18 protein-coding genes and 1 tRNA gene are annotated in these 22,733 nt (G+C 39.1%); 8 read left to right on the top strand and 11 right to left on the bottom strand.

Features of this window, described 5'->3' with window-relative positions:
• Positions 1-67: 67 nt before the first annotated feature.
• From ACH30E_RS08330 to ACH30E_RS08320, 3 genes are all read left to right on the top strand, one after another.
• Complete coding sequence (locus tag ACH30E_RS08330) at positions 68-1,501, top strand: arginine deiminase family protein (protein WP_490824422.1); 1,434 nt, start codon at positions 68-70, stop codon at positions 1,499-1,501.
• A gap of 94 nt (positions 1,502-1,595) precedes the next feature.
• Positions 1,596-2,507: a citrulline utilization hydrolase CtlX gene (gene ctlX, locus ACH30E_RS08325; RefSeq protein WP_490824421.1), complete on the top strand. Its 912-nt coding sequence runs from the start codon at positions 1,596-1,598 to the stop codon at positions 2,505-2,507.
• A 42-nt stretch (positions 2,508-2,549) separates the two neighbouring features.
• The gene (locus ACH30E_RS08320; protein WP_490824420.1) at positions 2,550-3,266 is read left to right on the top strand and encodes a hypothetical protein; all 717 of its coding nucleotides are present in this window, start codon (positions 2,550-2,552) and stop codon (positions 3,264-3,266) included.
• 333 nt (positions 3,267-3,599) lie between these two features.
• Here the strand turns inward: ACH30E_RS08320 and ACH30E_RS08315 are convergent, their stop codons facing one another.
• From ACH30E_RS08315 to ACH30E_RS08290, 6 genes are all read right to left on the bottom strand, one after another.
• On the bottom strand, positions 3,600-6,056 hold the full coding sequence (locus tag ACH30E_RS08315) for a TonB-dependent receptor domain-containing protein (RefSeq protein WP_490824419.1): 2,457 nt from the start codon (positions 6,054-6,056) through the stop codon (positions 3,600-3,602).
• Positions 6,057-6,229: 173 nt separating this feature from the next.
• Complete coding sequence (locus ACH30E_RS08310) at positions 6,230-6,559, bottom strand: DUF6122 family protein (RefSeq protein ID WP_490824418.1); 330 nt, start codon at positions 6,557-6,559, stop codon at positions 6,230-6,232.
• 34 nt (positions 6,560-6,593) lie between these two features.
• The gene (locus tag ACH30E_RS08305) at positions 6,594-7,886 is read right to left on the bottom strand and encodes a type II toxin-antitoxin system HipA family toxin (RefSeq protein ID WP_490824417.1); all 1,293 of its coding nucleotides are present in this window, start codon (positions 7,884-7,886) and stop codon (positions 6,594-6,596) included.
• Positions 7,886-8,239, bottom strand: coding sequence for a helix-turn-helix domain-containing protein (locus tag ACH30E_RS08300; protein ID WP_490838980.1), 354 nt, complete (start codon positions 8,237-8,239; stop codon positions 7,886-7,888). The genes ACH30E_RS08305 and ACH30E_RS08300 overlap by 1 nt, the downstream gene beginning before the upstream one ends.
• A gap of 210 nt (positions 8,240-8,449) precedes the next feature.
• Positions 8,450-8,686, bottom strand: a complete 237-nt coding sequence (locus ACH30E_RS08295) for a GIY-YIG nuclease family protein (RefSeq protein WP_490824416.1) — start codon at positions 8,684-8,686, stop codon at positions 8,450-8,452.
• Positions 8,687-9,066: 380 nt separating this feature from the next.
• Positions 9,067-9,151, bottom strand: a tRNA-Ser gene (locus ACH30E_RS08290).
• Positions 9,152-9,328: 177 nt separating this feature from the next.
• On the opposite strand from ACH30E_RS08290, the gene ACH30E_RS08285 reads away from it, so the two are divergent.
• Entirely contained in the window at positions 9,329-9,823 is a 495-nt protein-coding gene (locus tag ACH30E_RS08285; RefSeq protein WP_294993152.1) for a lipocalin/fatty acid-binding family protein, read from the top strand.
• Positions 9,824-9,907: 84 nt separating this feature from the next.
• Here ACH30E_RS08285 and ACH30E_RS08280 read toward each other — a convergent pair whose 3' ends face one another.
• A complete protein-coding gene (locus ACH30E_RS08280) occupies positions 9,908-12,013 on the bottom strand; it encodes an endonuclease MutS2 (protein WP_490824415.1) in 2,106 nt (701 codons plus the stop codon).
• A 239-nt stretch (positions 12,014-12,252) separates the two neighbouring features.
• On the opposite strand from ACH30E_RS08280, the gene msrA reads away from it, so the two are divergent.
• Positions 12,253-12,903 (top strand): peptide-methionine (S)-S-oxide reductase MsrA, encoded by a 651-nt coding sequence (msrA, locus tag ACH30E_RS08275; RefSeq protein ID WP_490824414.1) that lies wholly within the window; start codon positions 12,253-12,255, stop codon positions 12,901-12,903.
• Positions 12,904-13,132: 229 nt separating this feature from the next.
• On the opposite strand, the gene ACH30E_RS08270 is transcribed toward msrA, so the two are convergent.
• Entirely contained in the window at positions 13,133-14,773 is a 1,641-nt protein-coding gene (locus ACH30E_RS08270; RefSeq protein WP_490824413.1) for an ABC transporter substrate-binding protein, read from the bottom strand.
• 64 nt (positions 14,774-14,837) lie between these two features.
• On the opposite strand from ACH30E_RS08270, the gene ACH30E_RS08265 reads away from it, so the two are divergent.
• Positions 14,838-16,334, top strand: a complete 1,497-nt coding sequence (locus ACH30E_RS08265; RefSeq protein WP_490824412.1) for a lipopolysaccharide biosynthesis protein — start codon at positions 14,838-14,840, stop codon at positions 16,332-16,334.
• A gap of 118 nt (positions 16,335-16,452) precedes the next feature.
• Here the strand turns inward: ACH30E_RS08265 and ACH30E_RS08260 are convergent, their stop codons facing one another.
• Positions 16,453-17,205 carry a L,D-transpeptidase family protein gene (locus tag ACH30E_RS08260; RefSeq protein WP_294993167.1) on the bottom strand — a complete coding sequence of 251 codons (753 nt, stop codon included), beginning with the start codon at positions 17,203-17,205 and terminating at the stop codon, positions 16,453-16,455.
• Positions 17,206-17,390: 185 nt separating this feature from the next.
• On the bottom strand, positions 17,391-18,521 hold the full coding sequence (gene hppD, locus ACH30E_RS08255) for a 4-hydroxyphenylpyruvate dioxygenase (RefSeq protein ID WP_490824411.1): 1,131 nt from the start codon (positions 18,519-18,521) through the stop codon (positions 17,391-17,393).
• 219 nt (positions 18,522-18,740) lie between these two features.
• Here hppD and ACH30E_RS08250 point away from each other — a divergent pair, with 219 nt between their 5' ends.
• Positions 18,741-19,859, top strand: coding sequence for a 5-(carboxyamino)imidazole ribonucleotide synthase (locus ACH30E_RS08250; RefSeq protein WP_490824410.1), 1,119 nt, complete (start codon positions 18,741-18,743; stop codon positions 19,857-19,859).
• A 221-nt stretch (positions 19,860-20,080) separates the two neighbouring features.
• On the opposite strand, the gene ACH30E_RS08245 is transcribed toward ACH30E_RS08250, so the two are convergent.
• A complete protein-coding gene (locus ACH30E_RS08245) occupies positions 20,081-21,028 on the bottom strand; it encodes a DUF3078 domain-containing protein (RefSeq protein ID WP_490824409.1) in 948 nt (315 codons plus the stop codon).
• Positions 21,029-21,152: 124 nt separating this feature from the next.
• On the opposite strand from ACH30E_RS08245, the gene miaB reads away from it, so the two are divergent.
• Complete coding sequence (gene miaB / locus ACH30E_RS08240; protein WP_490824408.1) at positions 21,153-22,583, top strand: tRNA (N6-isopentenyl adenosine(37)-C2)-methylthiotransferase MiaB; 1,431 nt, start codon at positions 21,153-21,155, stop codon at positions 22,581-22,583.
• The last annotated feature ends 150 nt before the right edge of the window (positions 22,584-22,733 follow it).

Raw genomic sequence — 22,733 nt, 5'->3', positions numbered from 1 at the left:
CCACTGAGGTCGAAATATTTTCCCTTTCCCCGTTAGCATTACTTTATTCATTTAATTCCGTTCTTACATGGAACATACATTGTTTGTTACCTCAGAAATAGGTACGTTAAAACGTTTATTGGTACATAGTCCTGATAGTGGTTTAGGAAAAGTAGTGCCTTCAAAGGCGCAGGACTGGTTATTTGAAGATATCGTTCACCTTGATACCATTCGCAAAGACGAATACGATTATTATACAAAGCTGCTTTTGTATTTTCTTGATCCGGGAAAAATAAAGGGAAGACTTAAAGAAGTGGATCAGGATGACAGAAATTTTTTCAAACCGGATTCACCTTCTTTTCATAAGTCAGATAAAGTAGTTGAATTACAATGTCTGCTGGCAGAAATATTGGAAGATAAAAATATCCGCTCTCAATTAATAGCATCCGTAGCTGCACTTGAAGGATGTACTTTTGAAGTACAGCAAAAGCTATTTGAATATTCAGCAGTGGAGCTTTCCAAAACTTTTATCTCTGGTACTTCGATCGATAAAAAATTGCTTTTTGCCCCTATTCCCAATTTTATTTTTACACGTGATATCGGCATTACCATCAAAGATCATGTGCTATTGAATAAGCCTGCAAAAAAAGCAAGAACCAGGGAAGCCCTTCTATCCAAATACATCTTTTTCCATCACCCTATGTTTGCAGCCTGGCAGAAGAATATCATTGAACTAAACGATTCGAACCAGGGCTTTCTTATGCCCGAGGAAGAAGAAGATGATCGAAAAACAACCCTTGAGGGCGGTGATATAATGGTGGTTAGTCCAAAGCATTTATTGGTAGGTATCAGTGAACGAACATCTGCAGAAGCCGCAGCATTGATTACCAACCTGGTGTTTGAAAAAAATTTAATGGAAAAAGTCTCCATCATACGCATTCCTAAAAAGCGTGATTACATGCATATTGATACTGTTTTTACACAGGTTAAAAAAGATGTATGGGTGATGTTGGGTAATTTTTCACGTAAGGCAGTGAAACATGAAGACGATAATACCATTGAAAGAATATTACAGGTAAAGAAAGAAGAGAAAATAAAGATTACCCAATTTCATAAGAAATGTCCAGATAACCCCACCATTTTCGATAGCCTGGAAGATTTACTGGTAGATATCAGCGTAAATGATTTGCATTGTGAAAACGAAGTGCGTTTTATCTTCTCGGGTAATAATGAATTCCCCTATAATGCAAGGGAACAATGGACAGATTCCTGTAACCTGCTTGCGTTGAAAGAGGGTGTTGTATTAGGCTACGACAGAAACGACAAAACCACAGAAGCTTTTCGCAAAGCAGGATTTACGATTGTACATGTAAAAGATTTATTAAACCAACTGGAAGCTGGCACGGTGAGTCCGGAATCAATTACTGATACACTGATATTAATGCCATCAGCCGAACTCTCCCGTGCACGCGGAGGATTTCACTGTATGAGTATGCCGCTTTGGAGAAGCGAGGAGGGATAGGGATGTGAATTGTGAATGGTGAATGGTCAATAGGTAAAAATTCACCATTCACCATTCACCATTCACACCTTGCTCACCAATAAACCGATCCCCTATGCAAACAACATCACACCTGCTCATGATAAAACCCGTTCGATTCGATTTTAATGCGGAGACGGCGGTTAATAATAGTTTTCAGCAATATTCACCTGATGATTCTATAGCTGAAAAAGCTGCAATGGAATTTGATCAGTTTGTTACTGTACTTTCCAATGCCGGTATTGATGTAACGGTTGTACAGGATAGCCCAGAGCCACATACACCTGATTCTGTATTTCCTAATAACTGGATTTCCTTTCATGATGATGGCACGGTGTTTCTTTACCCCATGTTTGCTGAGAATCGTCGCCTGGAAAGAAAGCCGGCAGTAATAGAAGCCATTAAGCAAAAATTCATTTTAAAACAAACCATTGACCTTACCAGTTTTGAACATAGTCATTTGTTCCTGGAAGGTACTGGAAGTATGGTGCTGGATCGGGTCAATAAAATAGCCTATGCCTGTTTATCACCAAGAACAGCTATTACTGTTTTAAATAACTGGGCAGAAAAAGCAGGTTATAAAGTTATTGATTTTATTGCTGTTGATAATAATGGTTTGCCTATTTATCATACCAATGTGATGATGTGTGTGGCAGACCAATATGCCGTTATCTGTTTGGAAGCTATACCAGATATAGCCAAACAAAATATGGTGAAGGATGCTTTATTGAATTCGGGCAAAACGATTATTCCAATCAGTTTTTCTCAGATGAATCAATTTGCAGGTAATATGTTACAGGTTCAAAATAATTCCGGCAATAAATACCTTGTAATGTCTAGCCAGGCTTATAACAGTCTTACAGAAACCCAGATCAAAGCCATAGAAGCATTTAATCCTATTCTACATTCAGGCATTAAGACTATTGAAACCAATGGAGGAGGAAGCGCAAGGTGTATGATGGCCGAGGTATTCCTTCCACTTAAATAGGAAACAGCGTTTTGAGATTTTGGGGTGTCTAATATACAGCACATGGCAAAAGCATCATTAAACAGGCTGATTTACGAAAAACTAGAAGAGCAGGTTCTGTCCATTCAGGAACAACTGACCAGACCCGTATTTCTTCAGTATGCCGAGTTATTAAAAATGCACCATGATGGCCGTGTTATATTTTCAGATTCGGAAGATATTGAGTCCATTCTGTCTGAGAAAGCCAATGATATCGGTGCCCAAAATGAATTTGCAGCATTTATGGATGCTCATCAAGTAGATATTAAGCAAGCAGTACATTACTTAAAACAGGAACTTAGGGAATGCTTTTCGGAGGAAGCAGCAAGACAACAGTTTAAAAAATCTGGCGCTGTTTCATTTTCTTACGATTGGTACTTTCATTATGATTCCGGCATAAACTTCTTCAAAGATATTTTCTCCTACCCCATTATACTTGAGCCAAGGTACCTGAACCATGAATTACCGCCCGATCATTACGATGCATTTGCAAAGGGCCCGGATTTTTCACCAGTATGGCCTGATTGCAGTGAATTGATTGAGCGGACAGATTTAGATGGCGACTTGCTAAACCTCGGAAGTCAGTTAATGAATTTTTACCAATACCAATCACGGCTATTCCTGCACCTCGCACTTCGTGAAATGGATGAGGCTGGGGAATTGTCTTTTATTCAAAAAGATCCTTTTATCTTCTACATCGCAGAACATGATAGCGAGGAAATGACACTTTTTGTTACCTAGCATTAGGACGTATTGCTGTCCTGGGAAATTTGTAATACGAGTTGTAGGCGTGCGTATGATTGAACACAGATCTTCATGATTTTCAAGATATATCATGATAAATCTTGAAAATCATGAAGATCTGTGTTCAATTATTAGCAACAAATGCATTCACCTCAACCAAATATTCCTTTAAGCATCAGAGACTTTAGATTATTTAATTCCTAAGTCCCCAATAATTCCAATAAAAAGCAGAAATCCTAAAATAAGCACGCATCAAGGCTTGTAGCTTGCAGCTTGAAGCTTGAAGCCAATTTTCCCCGGACATCAATGGCTTAAAACCATAAACCTTCCCTATCCACCAACCCTGCCTCTTTCAGCATCGGAAGATCCTGTGTTACGCTGAGCAAGACTTTTACCTTTATTAAATCGGTAAGAGAAGGAAAGTGTAAATACCCTTGAATCTAAATAGCTTTTCCAGTTTGCAGTGGAATTTTGAATTCCTTTGATGTTTCCGCCAGGCTGATTGGTATAAAGAAAATCATTCACACTAAAGCGTACTGTTCCTTTTTGCTTTAAAATCTTTTTAGCAACCGCAGCTCTTACTGAACCTACTGGTATAGTAACAAACTGTCCAACATACACACTGGATTGATAATTACCTCCCAGTTCAGCCGACCATAATGAATTGATTTGAAAAATATTCACCGGCCCTACATAAACATAAGTTCCTTCGTTCAACAAATTTTGCTGATAGAGTGTTGCGGTAAATTTATTTTTAGTTAGCTCAGTATACATTTGAAGTTTCCACCATTTAGTAATCGGTACCATGCCACTTAGCGATGCACTGAAAGAAACCTGTTTACCGAAATTGCCGGGCCTGCTGTAAAAAATACCATTTTTCTGTTCAATAGTTTCCATAATCAGGTCATTGACAAAACTATATTGTAACGAAAAGGTATAATTTCTTTTATAAGTATAACTCAATTCTGTGTTGTAGGAAAATGTAGGCTTGAGGAACGGGTTACCGCCATATAAAGTGTACCTGTCTAAGGGGTAGGTAAACGGATTCATATCCTGATAATTTGGCCTGTTGATCCTCCTTCCAAAATTAATATTGAGCAAATGATTTTCGGCTGTATCGATCTTATAGGATAAATAAAAGGTCGGGAAAAGATTATTGAATGTACGTTTGAAGGAAGAATCTGGTTTACCCGGAGTACCATATTGAAGGCCCCTGATCTCTGTATTTTCATATCGAAGTCCAACTTTGCTGCTAAACCTTTTTTTATCGATACTATAGGTCAGATATGCAGCATTGATATTTTCTTCGTATTTAAAATTATTCGAAAACTCTGTATTCAAAGAAAAGCCGCCACCCGCTTGTTCATCATAAAAGAGGGCATTGTTATTGGTTCTGATGATACTCGTTTTTGCTCCAGCTTCAAGCGTTCCTTTAAACAAGGGTTGTGAATAATCAGCCTGAGCAGTAGTTATTTCAATGGAAGCGGGTAAATCAGATATCAGATTGGTTCTTCCTGCGATGGTCTGATCAGGATTGTATACAATATTTAACAGGCTATTGTCCTGATCTGAACGATACTTAAGATAATCCGCATTCACGGTGAGTAATTTTGATTTTCCATCCAGCTTATATGCTAGGTTAAGATTGGTTCCTATATTATTGAACGACCTGTTGCGGGGAGCATAAGCAGAAACTGTATTAATAAGGTCACCATTACCATTACTGATAACTGCATCATTCTTTATATCTTCTTTATTTCTGTTAGACACACCGGTAATAACAATACCCATGGTTAGGTTTTTATTGGCATAATAATCCACTCCGGCTTTATAATTAAATCCACGTGGCATTCTTTTTATGAAAGAACGTTGTGTAAATGCCGATTGAAGGATGCCTGATGGAGAGAAATATTGTCTTTTTAAAGTAAGATCCTGATACGTATTATTAATAGCACTACTCAGGTTAGTAAAGAAATTAAGTTTATTGATCCGATAGTTTAAACTGAAACTATTATTACTTCTCGCATAGGTACCTTGTCCATAACCAAGATTAACCGCACCGTTGAATCCGCTTATTTTAGATTTCTTTAGCCGGATATTTATTACACCACTGTTTCCCGAAGCATCATAACGGGCGGGTGGGTTAGTCATGATTTCAATACTTTCAATGTCGCCAGAAGGCAGGGATCGAAGGTAAGCTGTAAGGTCTTGCTGAGACATATAAGTAGGTTTATCATCGATAAAAACTAAAACACCTGGTCGACCTCGCAAGCTGATATTGCCATCGGCATCAATTTGAACGGCAGGTGCTTTCTCCAGTACTTCTAATGCTGTTGTTCCTGCATTACTGATGAGTGCATCCGGATTAACTACTACCCTGTCGGATTTTCGTTCAACAAAACTTTTGCGGCTACTTACTACAACTTCTTTCAGTTGATTTGCAACTGGTTTTCCCAAGCTTATTTGCGGAAGGTTAAATGCAGGTTTTGAGTCATCAATATTTACCGGATTTATTATCAGTTCTTCATAGCCATTGTATTTTACCTGGAGAAAATAATTTCCGATATTAATATTGGTTAGCACAAAAGCTCCTGAGGCATCTGTAATACTGGTTTTAACGAGCAATGAATCCTTTGAGCGGTATAAAAAAACATTTGCACCATCTGCTTTGGTTCCATCAGCAACGATTACAACACCTGTGATTATTTTCTTAGTATCCTGTGCAAAGCCAATTGCAACTACAACCAATGTATAAACAAGCATACCTGCCAATCGATTTACGAACATATTATTTAATTATTTGCCGTAAGTAAATGCATATCCCAACGCAGACATGTAGTTTTTATATTAATGGTAACAAGATCAGAATCAATAATCAGGATGATAGCTGAAACCCTTATTCAGCAATGGCATGTATAAATCCGAAAACAAATAGTTCTACAGGAAATAGCTGTATTTATTTATTGGCAGGTATATAAATTGATCAGACAATCGAGTTGATCGGTGAGTATATGGATAAGAAGTCCGATGGCAATAATTCGGCATTTGGGAACAAATAGCAAAATTACATACACAGCAATAGCCGGGTAACTATGTAGCGGATGGAAATTAATACTACATCTGCAGGCATCAAATAAAGGAGTGGCGAGCAGATGATCGAGATCAATGAGCATGGTTAACCATAAGATCAGTGTTGCTCTTTTCCAATATTCTCTGAAAAAAATCCATGAAATAATTACCGGTAATCCGAAATGCAAAAAATAATGTAATATGGTTTGAAATAAAGGCATGTATTAATTCAGAAAAGTTAACTTAAGCAGTTATTTATAATAATAACAAGGTTTTTCCGATTGCTTCTCTTAATTCGGTATTTACGGAAGTACTTGAAGCAAAATCGTTCCACCTGCTTATAACCTCCTTTACCTGATCAATGATAGAGGCCGCTTTTTTGATATTCATATTTTTGGCCACAGCCAGCAGATCGTCTCTTGTAATATTTAGTCGTTTGCCATTTATACTGAGTGAATGTTGACTTACCCATGAACTATCGGGACGGTAAGCATGGCAAAGGTCAAATGCAGGTGCAAGTTTCCAGCTACCGTTTTTATCCATTACAAAGGAGAAGTTTTTGGTATGGTCATCGCAGTTTTTTGCCATCACATTAAAAACCATTCTTCTGAATAGTTGTTCAGCATCTGTATAGGGGAGTAAAAGACTGCGCATGGTTTCGAATAGCTGTTCGTAACTGAATGAAGTAATTTCATTAAAATCATAATGGGCCATTGCGCAAAAACTTTGTACGTGTAATTTTTCATTACCGGGTAAACGATCGAAGCGTTTGGTCATGAAATGCGCCCGATTATTTTCTTCGAGTAATCGGCATTCCATCATTTCAATACCTGCTTCTTTGGCCATCAGGTAATAGGCCATTTCTACCCTTCCATATCCGGAAGATGAACCTAGTTGTTGATCAGTTACACCATCAAATTTTAGTAGCCAGTGACTAAATCCATTGGGCACATCTGCCTGACCAGACCTTATTTCACCGGTATCCGGATTAAATGCCACAACTGCTTTTGCCCTTGCTCCCCCTGCTGAAGAGCCAATTTTTAAGATATCTGTCAAAGCCTTCGCTTCATCCGCACTTAGTTTGGTATTGAATTCCTGCCTGCCCGATAAAATTTCCTGTGCCATATTTACCAGTCCATCCAATTCAATTTTTGTAGCAGTTTTATTGGCGGTATAAAGTCCAGGTTCAAATTCCAATGCACCCATTCCCCTTTTCCCAATAAAGCAAAGAAGCTCTACGGGGTTCATACTATTTGCTGGCCGTCCATTTTTAGAAAGCCATGCGTTGATTAGACTATTACCGTATTTATCGGGTAAGACATCTGCCAACAATCCGGGTAATCCTTTGAAAGTAATACTGTCTCTCAGTTCCGGAAATGAAAATATCCTGCCAGAGGCATTTGCTATGGGCATTTTTATTGGCGATAAGTTCCATTGCTGATTCAGAAATGAAGGTTCATATTCGAAAGAGGCAATACCTGTTTTATCGTCCCAGGCAATGGCTCCAACCCGCTTGTTCCAGATATGTATAAAAGCTGTGGTGATCATTACCAATCTGATTTTTGTTGTGAATCTGATTCAGTATTTTTTCTACCGGCTCTTTTTCTTTTTTGCTGATCCATTTTCGCCAGTTGTAAGGGACTTATTACTGGTTTTACTTCGAAATTTTGCAGCAACTGTAATTGTTGTAAAGCCCTTAATACCTGAATGAATGACAACAAGGTTCCGCCCCCTCCTCCTTCAATCTGAACAAGTGTTGAACGGTTGATGCCTGCAGTTTTTGCTACTTCCTGCTGTGTTCTATTCTGTTGCAAACGTGTTTGTTGCACAAAACTGCCCAATTGAACCAGTATAGCAGGATCACTGAAAGAATACCAATTCGTGTTGTTATTTTCCATCATTAAAGGCATTAATATTAGATAATGTTGGCTTATCTCAACAATACAAAGATATTAAAAAGACGGCAAATTCCATCATAATAATTAAAAAAATGACTTATTGATGGAAAAATTAGTCAAAATAACCGAATCGGGTAAAGAAGATTTAAAAGCCGACAAGTTGACTACAAATATTCCTTTTCAAAAAAGATGCCCTGAAGCTAAACCAACCGATTAATAAAGACGCTTATTCATAAATGCTCTTCCCGATCCTGATTTCAAATACTTCTCAAAATTGAAAGCCTTTATTTTATCAGGAAAAGCACAATAAAATAGCAGTTTTACAGGTAAATAAGACTTTGTGGACGTTACGCTTCCTTCATTATGCTGATTAATTCTAGCCCTCAGATCTTTCGTACATCCAACGTAGGTATGTCCATTGTTGCATAAGAGTATGTATACGTATTGCATTTTTTAAAGCAAAGATTTCTTTTAAAAAAGAAGTTGACAATACGTATTTATACCTGATTTCCCCACCTCCCCACCTACGCTGAAGCTTCGGTGGGCAAGCCGAAATATTACCTAAGCTGAAGCTTTGGTGGGTGCAACTCCACCTATGCAGAGGCTTTGGTGGGTGAAACTCCACCTTCTTCCACCTTAGCAGAATCTCCGGTGGTCAAGTGAATGGACTTGCCCGCCGAAACCCACAAGGGAATTGGGCGGGTAGAAAAACCACCTGCGCCAAGGCTTCGGTGGTCGAGGGAATGGACTTGTCCGCCGAAACCCACCAGCAATTGAGCATGTATAAAAAAAAAAGAACCCACCTGCGCCAAGGCTTCGGTGGGTGAAGGCGGAGAGAGAGGGATTCGAACCCCCGGACCTTTGACAGTCAACGGTTTTCAAGACCGCCGCATTCGACCGCTCTGCCATCTCTCCGCGGCAAAAGTAAGGGTTGAAAAATTTCTACCAAAAAATATTCAAAAGATTATCAAAATAAACAGATTAACAAGGAGTTATACCAGGTGGCCTGGCCTCATCCGCTCATCCAAATTAAAACAGCGACTTGAATTTTACATGATAAATTAACTATATTTAAGACCTAAACTAACAACCATGACCCGTAAACTATTTCTACTCGCAGGCGCATTTTTAAGCCTGTCTGTACTTTTCTCTTTTTCATACAAAGCAGCTAATTTCTCTGGCACCTGGAACCTCGATGAGAGTGCCAGTGAACTGGGACAATTTGGTGCAAGATCTGCTGCGTCTAAAATTGTCATTGAACAATCAACTGATGCATTTAAAATGGTGCGCTCTGTTACCGCATTCGATGGTAGCGCTGGGGAAATTACCGAAAACTATACAGTAGGAAAACCCGTAGAAAATGCAGGTATGATGAACAGTAAGAAGACCGGTACCCTTTCCTGGGATGGTGAACAAAGTTTTAAAATAGACTTTGACCTCAAAATGGAATTTCAGGGAAACAGCTTTGAAATGAAAGGCAACGAAAAATGGGAAATCAGCGCCGATGGAAAAACATTAACCCTCAGCAACCACCTGTCTACTCCTCAGGGAGATTTTGATACTAAGGCGGTTTATAAGAAAGGATAGTTTTGATGTGAATGGTCAATGGTGAATTGTCAATAGAGAGCATTACTTGCAATTTTCTATTGACAATTCACCATTGACCATTCACTACTCACTATTCACTACTTTCTCCACTACCACAAGATCAGCTAAGTCTACGTTGATGGGGAGTTGGCCTACCTGCACAATGGCTCTTTTGCCCCTGATCTCTTTTACCTCGCCTACCTGGTAATTCTTTTTCAGTTTAACCATTGAGCCTACTGCAATAAGCTGGTTCAATTCTTTGTATTTCTGGTCTACTTTTTTAGCAAGTTTGTTTACTACAATTGCTTCTTTTTGTTTAAAGAGCAGGTTTTGCAGGTTTTTGATTACATCTTGCTTGTTTTCAGCTTTTTTCCAGTCGAGCACAATTTGCTTCAACTTACGTTCCATGTCTTTCAGGTACGCCAAACGCTCCTCGGTAATACGATTCTGGTTTTTCAGTAATTCTACCTGTTGACGATGCCTTTCTTTGTCCATTACCGTCTCCATCTCCTTTTTCAACCGGTCATTTTCACGCAGGAGTTTGTGTAATTGCTTTTTCTCCTGCTCTAATTGCTGCAGGTCTTGCTCTGTACGGTTTAATAAACGATCCAGTTTAAAATGATCCTCATCCACCAATTTTCTTGCCCTGTTGATGAGGTGCTGAGGTAAGCCAATTCGCTCAGCAATGGCAAAAGTGTATGAACTGCCCGGCTTGCCTACAATGAGTTTATACATTGGTTGAAGGTTCACTTCATCAAACTGCATGGCCCCATTGATGATACCCTGTGTTCTGTTAGCCATCACTTTCAGGTTAAGGTAGTGTGTGGTAACAACCCCAAATGAATGTCTCCTGGCCAATTCTTCCATAATCACTTCTGCAAAAGCACCACCCAGGTTGGGATCACTTCCGCTACCTAATTCATCAATAAAAAACATGGTTTTACCATTCGCAGACTCAATGAAATATTTCATGTGTAGTAAATGGCTGCTATAAGTACTCAGTTCAAACTCTAAATTTTGTGTATCCCCAATATGAATAAACAATTGCTTGAAAATACCCATCTGCGAATCGGGACTAACGGGCACCAGTAAACCACTTTGGAGTAATAGCTGGTTTAGTCCAATGGTTTTCATCGTAACCGTTTTACCCCCCGCATTCGGGCCACTGATCACCAATATCCTGTTTTTATCATCCAGGGTAAGGGTTACCGGAATGGTTGCTTTACCACTTGTTTTATTATACAAATACAATAATGGATGATAGGCATTGATTAAGTGTATATGTGCTTTATCTGATAACTCAGGTAATTGACCATTCATGTCAATGGCCAGTTTTGCTTTTGCCCTGATAAAATCATATTCTCCGGCAATCATCAGGTACTGTGCTAGTAATGAAGCATAAGCAGATATGCGTGATGTAAGTTGGCGAAGTATTCGCTGAACCTCTTTTGCTTCTTCGTTTTCAAGCGAGAATACCTGGTTATTGAGGTCAATGGTTTCTTCCGGCTCAATAAATGCTGTCTTGCGACTATCACTCTCTCCATGCAGAATACCTTTTACCTGTCGCTTATGTTCTGAAAACACAGCTACTACCCTTCTTCCATTACTGAAACTTTCGTCGATATCAGCCGTATAACCCGATTTGGCGAGTTTACTGATCACTTTCTCAAACACACGCCTCAATTCATTACGCTTCCGGTAAAGACTCATACGGATTTTATGTAAGTCATCAGAAGCATTATCTTTTACATTTCCCTGTTCATCTATTACTTCATCGATCAGTGCAATAATTGCTTTTTCATAATAAACCCCTTCTATCACTTTTGCCATTGCCGGGAAGGCCATTCTTTTTTCGGGATCGAACCAACGAAAAATATTGGCGGTGTTTTCAGCCAGTTTTCGAATTTGTAACCACTGCTCTCCGGTAATTAATGCTCCCTGCATACCTAAAAGCTTTATTTCTTTCTGTAGTGGTTGTGCAAAATCGTTGGGGAAATATTGTGCCTGCTGAAGAATGGACTTAAACTCGAAACTTTGCTTCAATTCCAGCTCTATGTATTCTTTTCGGGTATGTATGCGCAATTGGGCAGCCTTTTCTTTGGCATATACTGTTTTACAATACCCTTCCAGCAAAGCACGTACTTTGTCGAATTCCAGTTGTACCAAGGCTGTTTCCGGGTATAAGCGCATAATGGTTATTTCAGGCGCAAAGGTAAGGGGGGAAATTTTGATCTTTGATCTTTGATTTTTTGATTTTTAGAGGTTGGCCTCCTTAGGGATTTTTGAATTTTGACTTTTGATTTTTGAATTCTGCCCCCTCCCTAAAAAATTAACAACATGAGTTTTAACAGCTTTTTTGTAAGTACAGAACATATATATAGTCTAATCTGTTATACTACCAATTACGTAATTTTATTAAAACAGGAAATATGCGAATGGTCATGAGTTTACTGGTACTGGGGTTTAGCCTGGTATCCTGCGCCCAGCAACCCGCAACAAAATCAAATAAGATGAACACTAAGATTAACTATGCAGGCATCGAAACAGATACTGCAACTTTCGGAGAAGGATGTTTTTGGTGCACAGAGGCTTTTTTTCAACGTCTTGACGGTGTATTGGAAGTAATCAGCGGTTATGGAGGAGGATTTGTTGAAAACCCTACCTACGAACAGGTTTGTGATAAAAATACCGGACATGTGGAGTTGGCAAGGATTATTTTCGATCCTAAAAAAATCAGTTATGATGAATTACTGGAAGTATTCTGGAAAACACACGATCCTACTACTCCAAACCAGCAAGGCAATGATATAGGCCCGCAATACAGGAGTGTAGTGTACTACCACAATGCATCTCAAAAAGAAAAAGCAGAGAAATATAAGGCCCTGCTCGACAAAAGCGGCGCCTGGGATGCACCGATCGTCACCACAGTCGAGCCCTTTAAAAATTTCTATCCCGCAGAAAACTATCACCAGAACTATTACAACGATAACCCTAATCAGGGTTACTGCAGGTTTGTAATCAGACCTAAACTGGAGAAATTTGAAAAAGTGTTTAAGGATAAATTGAAGAAAAAAGGGTGAGATGTCATTTGTGAATTGTGAATTGTCAATAAATTATAGTGAGTAATGCGAATCAAGGCTTGAAATCTGCCAAAAAGAGAAAATTATCCATAGAGGGAGTTTTGACGTCATTAAAGCAGACTCCTATAAAATAATCGCTACTAATCTTATTTGGCTGCTTAGATAGAACACAGATTTATCATGATCTATTATCATGATTATCATGATAAATCTGCGTTCTATTGCCCGCTTATTGAATTTTTACTTTTCTTAGTTCCAGCAGGTTTAATGCATTGGCATGAAATCCGCTTATATTGGGTTGAACGAAATGGATTGCCATGTCATACCAGATTGGGATTACGGGTGCATCATTAATGACCATCTGATCCATTTTGCGATAAAGTGCATAGCGAAGGGAGTCATTGGTTTCGAGTAATGACTGCTCATATAGCTTATCGAATTCCGGATTCTTATACCTTGTATAATTTGGTGGAGCCGGGTTCTTGCTGTAAAACATCGCCATATAATTTTCCGCATCAGGATAATCAGCTATCCAACTGCCACGAAAAAACATGGCTTGCGACTTAGCGGTTTGTTCAAGGAGCAGGCTTTTTTGAATTACTTCTACCTGAACCGGAATACCCACTTCCTCCATTTGTTTGGCCACAAAACTGGCGATATCGACATATATGGGAATGGTGAGTAGTTTTATCTCTGGCAACTTCCTGTTATCTGTAAAACCAGCCTGCTTAAGCAACTTACGGGCAGTCTCAGGACTATAATGATAGCCTTTTACCGAGTCTATATTTTTTGAAGGTAATCCACCCGGAACAAAGCCAGACTCAGCAGCAATACCAATTGAATTACGCATATACATCATCAATTGTTGACGGTTGATTGCATAGTTCATGGCTTGTCTTACCAGCTTTAATTTAACCGGAGAATTTTTCACCAGTGGATTTTGGTCATCTACCAATATGCCAAAATATTCCGTGTTGAGGTAGGCGGCTTTATTAAGTAATAGCTTACCCTCCCACTCCTTCCGCAACAATCCTTTTTTAGTTAATAATTCATCTTTAAAAGAAGCATCAATATCATTGATAAAACTAAGTCTGCCCTGCCTGAATTGCAGGAACTCCGTTGCTTTATTATCGAAGAAACTTATCTGTATTGCATCCAGGTAAGGCAAGGTTTTGCCTTCTTCGTCGCGTTCCCAGTATTGTTCGTTTTTATGAAATACCAGGGCCTCACCTTCATCCCATGATACAAATTTAAATGGTCCGGTACCACAAGGGTTTCTCCTGAAATCTTTGCCATATTTATCCACCGCTTCTTTGGGAACTATGGAGCAATATTGCATACTTAAAATACCCATAATGGGGTGAAAAGGCCGAAGTAATTTTAACTGAAAAGTCGAATCGTCTATTACCGTAAATGGTTGATCGTTATCTATCCTGTTATTAAAAATCCATGCCCCACTGCTGGCAGTATTTTTATCTATTATTCTTCCCAGGCTAAATGCAATATCGCCGGCACTCATTTTTCTCCCTTTCCCACCAGGAAATATATTGCTATCATGGAAATAAACATCTGTACGGAGGTGGAAAGTGTAGGTCTTGCGGTCTTGACTTATATCCCAGCTTTTAGCAAGTGATGGAACAATATTTAGGTTGCTGTCTATTTCAACCAATGTATTGTAGACCTGGTGAATGGCCCACATGATAGACTGGTTCTTAGCAAATGCAGGATCAAGGGTAGCAATTCCGGTTGTTTCATTGTAATAAAAGACTTTTTTGTCTGACTGAAGTTTCGTGTTGCAACCCGTACCTATTACCAGGTAAGCACCGATAAGTATATAAAAAAAAGTTATTGTATTATTGATTGCTTTCATCCTGCCCCGAATATCCTATTTTTAACCGATCAATGCAAAAGCCACTATAAATTATTAACCAGGCATGGGAAGTATCAGGAAACAAACAATTATTTCTAGTGTGCTAATTTATATTGGCTTTTTGATTGGTTTTATTAATCAGTATTTATATACCAAAGACGGATCATTTACGCCAGAGGAGTTCGGTCTTACAAGAATATTTTTCGATTTCGCACAAAATATGACGGCCTTTGGTGCAATGGGTATTATTCCTGTTATTTATAAATTCTATCCTTATTATAAAGACAACCTGCCTTTTCAGAAGATTGACCTGATGAGCTGGGCTATGGTAGCCTCCTTTATTGGCTTTTTAATTGTACTGATCAGCGGTTATGCCCTTCAACCTTATTTTGTAGAACAATACTTGAAAAAATCTTCGTTAATTGTTCATTATTATTACTGGATGTTTCCTTTCGCTATTGGGCTCCTGTTTTTTTCGATCATTGAAGGATTTTGCTGGGCATTACAATTATCTGTTGTTTCTAATTTTTTAAAAGAAACTGTTTTACGCATTATAACCAGCGTACTAATTGGTTGTTTTTATTTCAAGGTTATTGATTTCAATTTATTTATTAAACTATTTGCTTTTCAATACCTGGCTGTTTTTCTTTTCCTGCTGGTATACATGATCCGTAGCGGGAAATTCCCCTTTACGATTTCCCTCAGTAAGGTAACTCGTAAGTTCTGGAAAAAAATGTTGGCAATGCAGGCTCTTGTTTATGGTGGAACATTAATCGCTTCTCTTGCTGCAACCATCGATACCTTTATCATTGCTAAATTTTATGACCTTACAGCAGTTGGCATCTTTGTATTTGCACAGTTTGGAGCCAATGTTTTACAAGTACCTCAAAGAAGTATTCAGGCGGTATCATCCAGTTTTCTTGCCAGGGCCTGGAAGGATAAGAATCACGCAGAAGTTAACCGTATATACTCACGCTCCTGTATTAATTTATTGCTGATGGCCTTGTTTTTATTTGGCAATATCTGGCTTAATGTCAGGGAAGGAATTAGTGTATTGAATATACAAAACGAATATTTAGATGGCATGACCGTTTTATTTATTCTAAGCATGGTTCGTATTATTGATGCAGGTACTGGGTTAAATGCTATGGTAATTAATACCTCTACCTCGTGGCGATTTGATTTTATTAGCGGTGTGGTACTTATCGGATTGCGCTTACCACTTACTTATTACCTAATTAAAAATTATGGCATACTTGGGTCTGCTATTGCAGAACTGATTGCTTATGCCACCTATAATTTCATTCGGTACGAATTCCTCCGGCGAAAATTCAATATGCAACCATTCAATGCAAAAACGGTTTATGCCATATTACTTAGTGTGGCAGCATATGGCGTATGTTATTTTGCTTTTGGAACATTAAATGGTTGGATATCCATTATCCTCAATGGTATTGTGTTCTCCAGTATCATGATCGGAGGAGTATTCTATTTCAAACTAACCCCCGACGCCATGCAACTGTATCATGTTGTGAGGCAAAAACTCAGCCCAAAAAATTGATCTTTGATCTAGGATCTCTGATCTAGGATTTATTTTTCATAGGGCAAATTCATTATTTCAAATCAAAGATCAAAAATCTAAGATCAAAAATCCGACATCAGCGATCAGCCATCAGCCATCAAAGAATCACGTATTCCCCTTTTTTGTTCACCGAAATCAATGGGAGTTTTTTGTGTTCTTCGAAGAAGTCGTACACTTCTTTTAAACGTGTGGAGAATTTTTGGTAGTCGCTGTCTTCTTTGCTATTTCTGGAGAGGTATTCCTGGCTCCTGTTATTGCTGAAACGAACAGGATAAATATGTACGGGGATAAAATCCTGTCCCTGATTACGTGCATGCGATGCGAGCACATAGAGTTCCTCGATCTGGTCGTTCTGTATAGGTATACAACCAACAGTTACACAACTTCCATGGATAAAAATATCGCTGCCCGGCTTAATAGAATCACTTAGTAAAAGGTCTGATGCATTCGGATAATTCAACCCAAGGGAAAGATGATACATGCTTTTGGGGTTGAACTGATTAATATAATAAAACCCTTCCGGAACCTGGTAATCACCCTCAATTCGTTTAGGTCCAAGCGTCCCCGATAAAGCACATATCTTGTAGGTTTTGAACAACTTATACGGTTCTGCTGAAGTATTTCTTACCCATACTTCCAGTTGACTATCATATTTGAAACTACGTACATAGATATCTTTTGCCGGCCATTGCAATTTAGCCGCAGCAAACTGTTTTTTGAGGGTATCTTCCTTGGTCTTTATCGCACCGGCAACCCTGGGAAAAACTCGCTGGTAATCAATAAAGCCATTTTGGGCCAACACAAAACTGGCTATAAAACTGAAAATAATAAGGAGCAGGGATCGCCGCATAGCTGCAAAATAATAAAACGATTGATACGCTGGTTTCAATATCGTGTTAAAGAAACGAAGTTTGGCGAAGATTATTGTTTGCGAGCCTGGCCGCTGGCGGGACCATAGACAATAGTCCATAGGAAAACAATGTATTAAAATACTATGGTCTATGGGCTATCGACTATGGTCTAGCGCCAGCGGCGCTACAAATTGCCGCGGCTTTCCTGCTCTCTTTCGATGGCTTCAAAAAGGGCTTTGAAATTGCCCTTGCCGAAACTTTTGGCGCCCTTGCGCTGTATTATTTCGAAGAATAAGGTTGGACGGTCCTCAACGGGTTTCGTGAATATCTGTAACAGATAACCTTCATCATCCCTGTCTACCAGAATCCCTAAATCTCTCAGCGGAGCAAGGTCTTCGTCGATATGTCCTACCCTGTCCAAAAGATCATCATAATAAGTAGTGGGAACTTTCAGGAATTCAACACCCCTGTCCTGGAGTTCTGTTACTGTTTGAACAATATCATTTGTTGCAAGGGCTACGTGCTGGCAACCTTCTCCATTATAGAAATCCAGGTATTCTTCTACCTGCGATTTTTTCTTTCCCTCGGCCGGCTCATTGATCGGAAACTTAACAAATCCATTTCCATTACTCATTACCTTACTCATCAGTGCAGAGTATTCGGTAGAGATATCATTATCATCAAAACTGAGGATATTTTTAAAACCCATTACATCTTCATAAAATTTCACCCATGGATTCATCTGGTTCCATCCGACATTGCCTACACAATGGTCAACATATAGGAGTCCTGTTGGGGTTGGATTATAATGACTATTCCATGCTTTATAGCCAGGTAAAAATGCACCTGTGTAATTTTTCCTTTCGATGAAAAGGTGCACGGTATCTCCATAGGTATGAATACCACTCATAACTAATTCACCATCATTGTCGGTAAATTTTTGTGGCTCCATATAACTTTTCCCTCCCCTTTTGGTAGTTTGATGCCAGGCATCAGTAGCATCTTCCACTTTTAGGGCAAGTACTTTAACGCCGTCGCCATGCTTGTAAACATGATCTGCAATAGGGTTATCGCCACGTAATGCTGTTGTAAATACAAAAGTGAGTTTGTTTTGTCTCACAGCATAACTGGCCCTGTCTTTAACACCAGTTTCAGGGCCGGCATAAGCCAGGCTTTGAAACCCAAATGCTGTCTTATAAAAATGGGCAGCCTGTTTGGCATTGCCTACATAAAATTCTACATAATCAGTGCCCTGTAAAGGCAGAAAATCTGTGGTAATATCAGGAGAAACCATGGTATTGGCGCTTGTTCCCATTCGATAAAATTTAAGGATGAATAAATAAAACGGCAGAGGTTATCAATCAGATCGCCGCATCCATAGCCAATGCTTCCATAAGCAGGCAATAGCAGAATCGCTTGTCGCCAAAGATTTTATGTGGATAGTCGGGAAGCATGCAACAAAATTAGGGGATTCTGCCTGCCATTTCGTATTTCTCTGTTCCTTATTTCTCTGTTCCCCCCTTATCTTCGCTGCATGAAAGCAGGAATACTTGGAGGAGGCCAACTGGGCCGCATGTTATTACAAGCCGCGGCCAATTATACGGTAGAAACTTATGTTCTGGAAAACGATCCTAACTGTCCCGCGGCCCATTTATGCCACCATTTTGTTCAGGGTAATATCAACGATTTTGACACGGTTTATCAGTTTGGGAAAGACCTTGATGTATTGACTATCGAAATTGAATCAGTAAATGTTGATGCCCTTGAAAAACTGGAATCGGAAGGTGTGAAAGTATTTCCTAAACCATCTGCAATTCGTACCATAAAAAACAAAATACTGCAGAAAGAATTTTACCAGCAAAACGACATCCCCACTTCTCTATTTGTGGTAACCCAAACACTGGCAGAAGTTCAACAACATATCAACCTGCTTCCTGCAGTACATAAAATAGGTCAGGGTGGTTATGATGGTAAAGGTGTACAGATCATTAAAGCAGAAGATGATATTCCTAAAGGCTTCGATGCCCCGGCGGTACTAGAGAAAATGGTACCGATTGAAAAGGAGATCGCTATGATTGTTGCCATGAACGAAAAAGGAGAAACTACTTTATACCCTCCCGCAGAAATGGTATTCGATCCGGTATTGAACTTATTAGATTACCAGGTTAGTCCGGCAAAACTCCCCGAAAAAGTACTCTGGAAAGCAGAAGCCATCGCTCTTCGTGTGGTAAAGGCCCTTAATAGTCCAGGATTATTTGCAGTTGAATTATTTGTTGACAAACAAGAAGAAGTATTGGTTAATGAAACAGCCCCAAGGGTTCATAACAGCGGACATCATACCATCGAAGCCAATTATTCGAGTCAATACGATATGCTCTGGCGCATTATGTTAGGCTACCCATTAGGTAACCCTGATGCCATACTTCCCTCTGCAATTGTAAACCTCTTAGGTGCTGAAGGATACAGCGGAAATGCATTTTATGAAAACCTCGAAGAAGTATTAAAAATGGACAATGTCTTTGTTCATCTTTACGGAAAACAACAAACCAAACCAGGCCGTAAAATGGGACATGTAACCATCATCCACAAAGACTACCAGGATCTTACACACAAAGCGAATAAGATTAAGCACCTGTTGAAAGTAAAGGCATAACGGGCTTTGATGATGTTAGATCTCAGATGGCAGATTTTGATCGCTGATGTCTGATTGCTGATGTCGATTTGGATATTAGCTGTTAGGAGTTGGGTTGTTGAATTAAGTAGATTGTGTACTAAACATTGTATATTAACAAATCTAGCTTTAATCCTATTACTGCTTTCCTAAATCAGACATCAGCCATAAAAAACCTACCATCAGACAACCCTAAATCTCCCCTATCCTTTTTTAACCGTGAACGGTTTCAGAAACCCTATGCCTATTAGGCTTTTTGTTTGAAGTCCGGGAGAGTTTTTGTTGGGGCCGAATAGGCGAACGTCGTCGTCGTAAATCAAATCCAGACTATAGGTAGCAGAGAAGAATTTATTGATTTTGAATGAAAAGAGGTTGGTCATAAAGAAGTCGATATTCTGCGCTTTGTTATTGTAATTGGAGAACATATCAAGCCTTGCTTTATAGGTAATGTTTTTAGCAATCGTATTGTTATAGTTTACGGTTGCAAAAGTACCTATCTCATTAAATGAATTCTTGCCAATTGGCACACCATATTTACCTAATGCTGAAAGACTTTTATTCGCTACGATTGTCCACCTGGATGTTAGCGGTGATACGAATACAGAAAGTTTGGAATTGGGCTTATAATCAAAACCAACAGATAGGATTACATATGCCGGAGAAAGGAATGAAGAAGCTAAAGAAGGAACCCCACCAGAAAATGTATAACCATCAAACCATTGTGAACGGAAATTAAACAGACTTGAGAGGAATATTTTACCTACACTGTCCATTTTATAACCATACTTGCTCAGGAAATCAAAACGATCATCATTCTTACGTCCTCCTAAGCTTGTTGTTTGTACATACCCCAGGTTCATATCGAAGTTATTGTCCCAGTAATGCCTCCCTTTCTTTAAAAAGAAATAGGTATTAAAATAGGAACTAACCGCAAGAGAAAAATTATCACCACCCGCAGCCCAGTTACTCAAGGAGCCTTGTGATAAATTTGCACTTAATAATCCACCCCTTTTCCAGGTCCATCTGCTGGTATCTGCTTCTTTCTTAATGGTACGGGATGTTTCGCTTCTGAGCTTATTAACAACTATATCCTGTGCTAATCCTGCCTTAACAATTACAATTAAAAGCAGGCCTAAGATCCATTTCTTCATGTGTTTTGGGCATTTACGCTGCAAAACTAATTGATTAACAGAATTTTCAAGCTTGAAAACCTGTCAAACTGGCACAAAAACCAGACAATTTTGTTAATTTTGCATTTCTTAAATTCTAAGATTCATGGATGTATTGGATATAGGGGAAAAAGTACACGACGAAGCTCGCCAGGGAGAAGCATTTAGTCCATTTACAAATGACCCCAATCGGTATTCGAAATATTTCTATATAGAAAGTTATGGTTGTGCAATGAATTTTGCGGATAGTGAAGTAATTGCCTCCATACTAAACAATGCAGGTTTTGGTGCTACAAAAAATGTAGAAGCCGCTAACCTGATATTTTTAAACACCTGTTCTATTCGCGAAAAAGCGGAGCAAACGGTTCGTAAGCGTTTAACTGAATTTCGCAAGCTGAAAGAGCGAACACCCGGTTTATTGATCGGCATGTTGGGTTGTATGGCCGAAAGACTAAAAGCCCAGTTATTGGAAGAAGAAAAGCTGGTTGATATTGTAGTCGGTCCGGATGCTTATAGAAGTCTACCGGCACTAATCGAAGAAGCTGAAACCGGACAGAAAGCCGTGAATGTATTATTGAGTCGGGAAGAAACTTATAGCGACATCGCTCCGATTCGTTTAGATAGTAATGGCATCAGTGCATTTGTATCGATCATGCGTGGCTGCAATAACATGTGTAGTTTCTGTGTGGTACCTTTTACCAGAGGAAGAGAAAGAAGCCGGGATGCCAATTCAATTTTACATGAAGTAAGCGAATTGGTGAGCAAAGGGTATAAAGAAGTTACTTTACTTGGTCAGAATGTAGATAGTTATTATTGGATCGATGAGCAAAAAGATGAAACAGTAACTTTCGCTTCCCTGCTCGAAAAAGTTGCACTGGTAAGTCCGGACCTTAGGGTTCGTTTCAGTACGTCACACCCGAAAGACATTACAGACGAAGTATTGCAAACCATGGCCAGGTATGAAAATATCTGTAAGTATATACACTTACCTGTTCAAAGTGGTAGTACGAGAATATTGCAATTGATGAACAGAACCTATACACGTGAATGGTATATGTCCAAGGTTGATCGCATCAGGGAACTATTACCTGAATGTGGTATCAGTGCAGATATCATCGCTGGATTTTGTACTGAAACGGAAGAGGATCACCAGGATACACTAAGCATCATGCGCTATAGTGGATACGATATGAGTTATATGTTCTTCTACAGCGAAAGACCAGGAACACTTGCTGCAAGAAGGTACAAAGATGATATTCCAGAAGATGTTAAAAAAAGACGCTTACAGGAAATCGTAGACCTGCAAGGAGCATTATCGAGACAAAGCAATCTAAATGATCTGGGTAAAACATTCAAAGTGCTTGTAGAAGGAAATAGCCGTAAAAGTGATGCAGCCTGGATGGGCAGAACGAGCCAAAATAAAGTACTCGTATTCCCTAAAATTGATCCGAATGAAAACCTCAAAGGCAGCTATGTAATGGTCAAGGTTACAGATTGCACCAAAACAACACTGTTGGGGGAAAGAGAGAAGGAATGAAGAATATTCAATATCCAATATCCAATATCCAATATCGAAATTGAGCGTGACAGTGGGGTGTTAATTGTTATTAGTGAGTTAGTATAGAAACATTAAATCTGACATCTGAGATCTGAGATCCAAAAATCAAATCAGACATCAGCCGTCAGC

The sequence above is a fragment of the Sediminibacterium sp. FW305-C-61 genome, from assembly GCF_058231065.1.
This window is presented reverse-complemented; position numbering and strand designations above follow the sequence as displayed.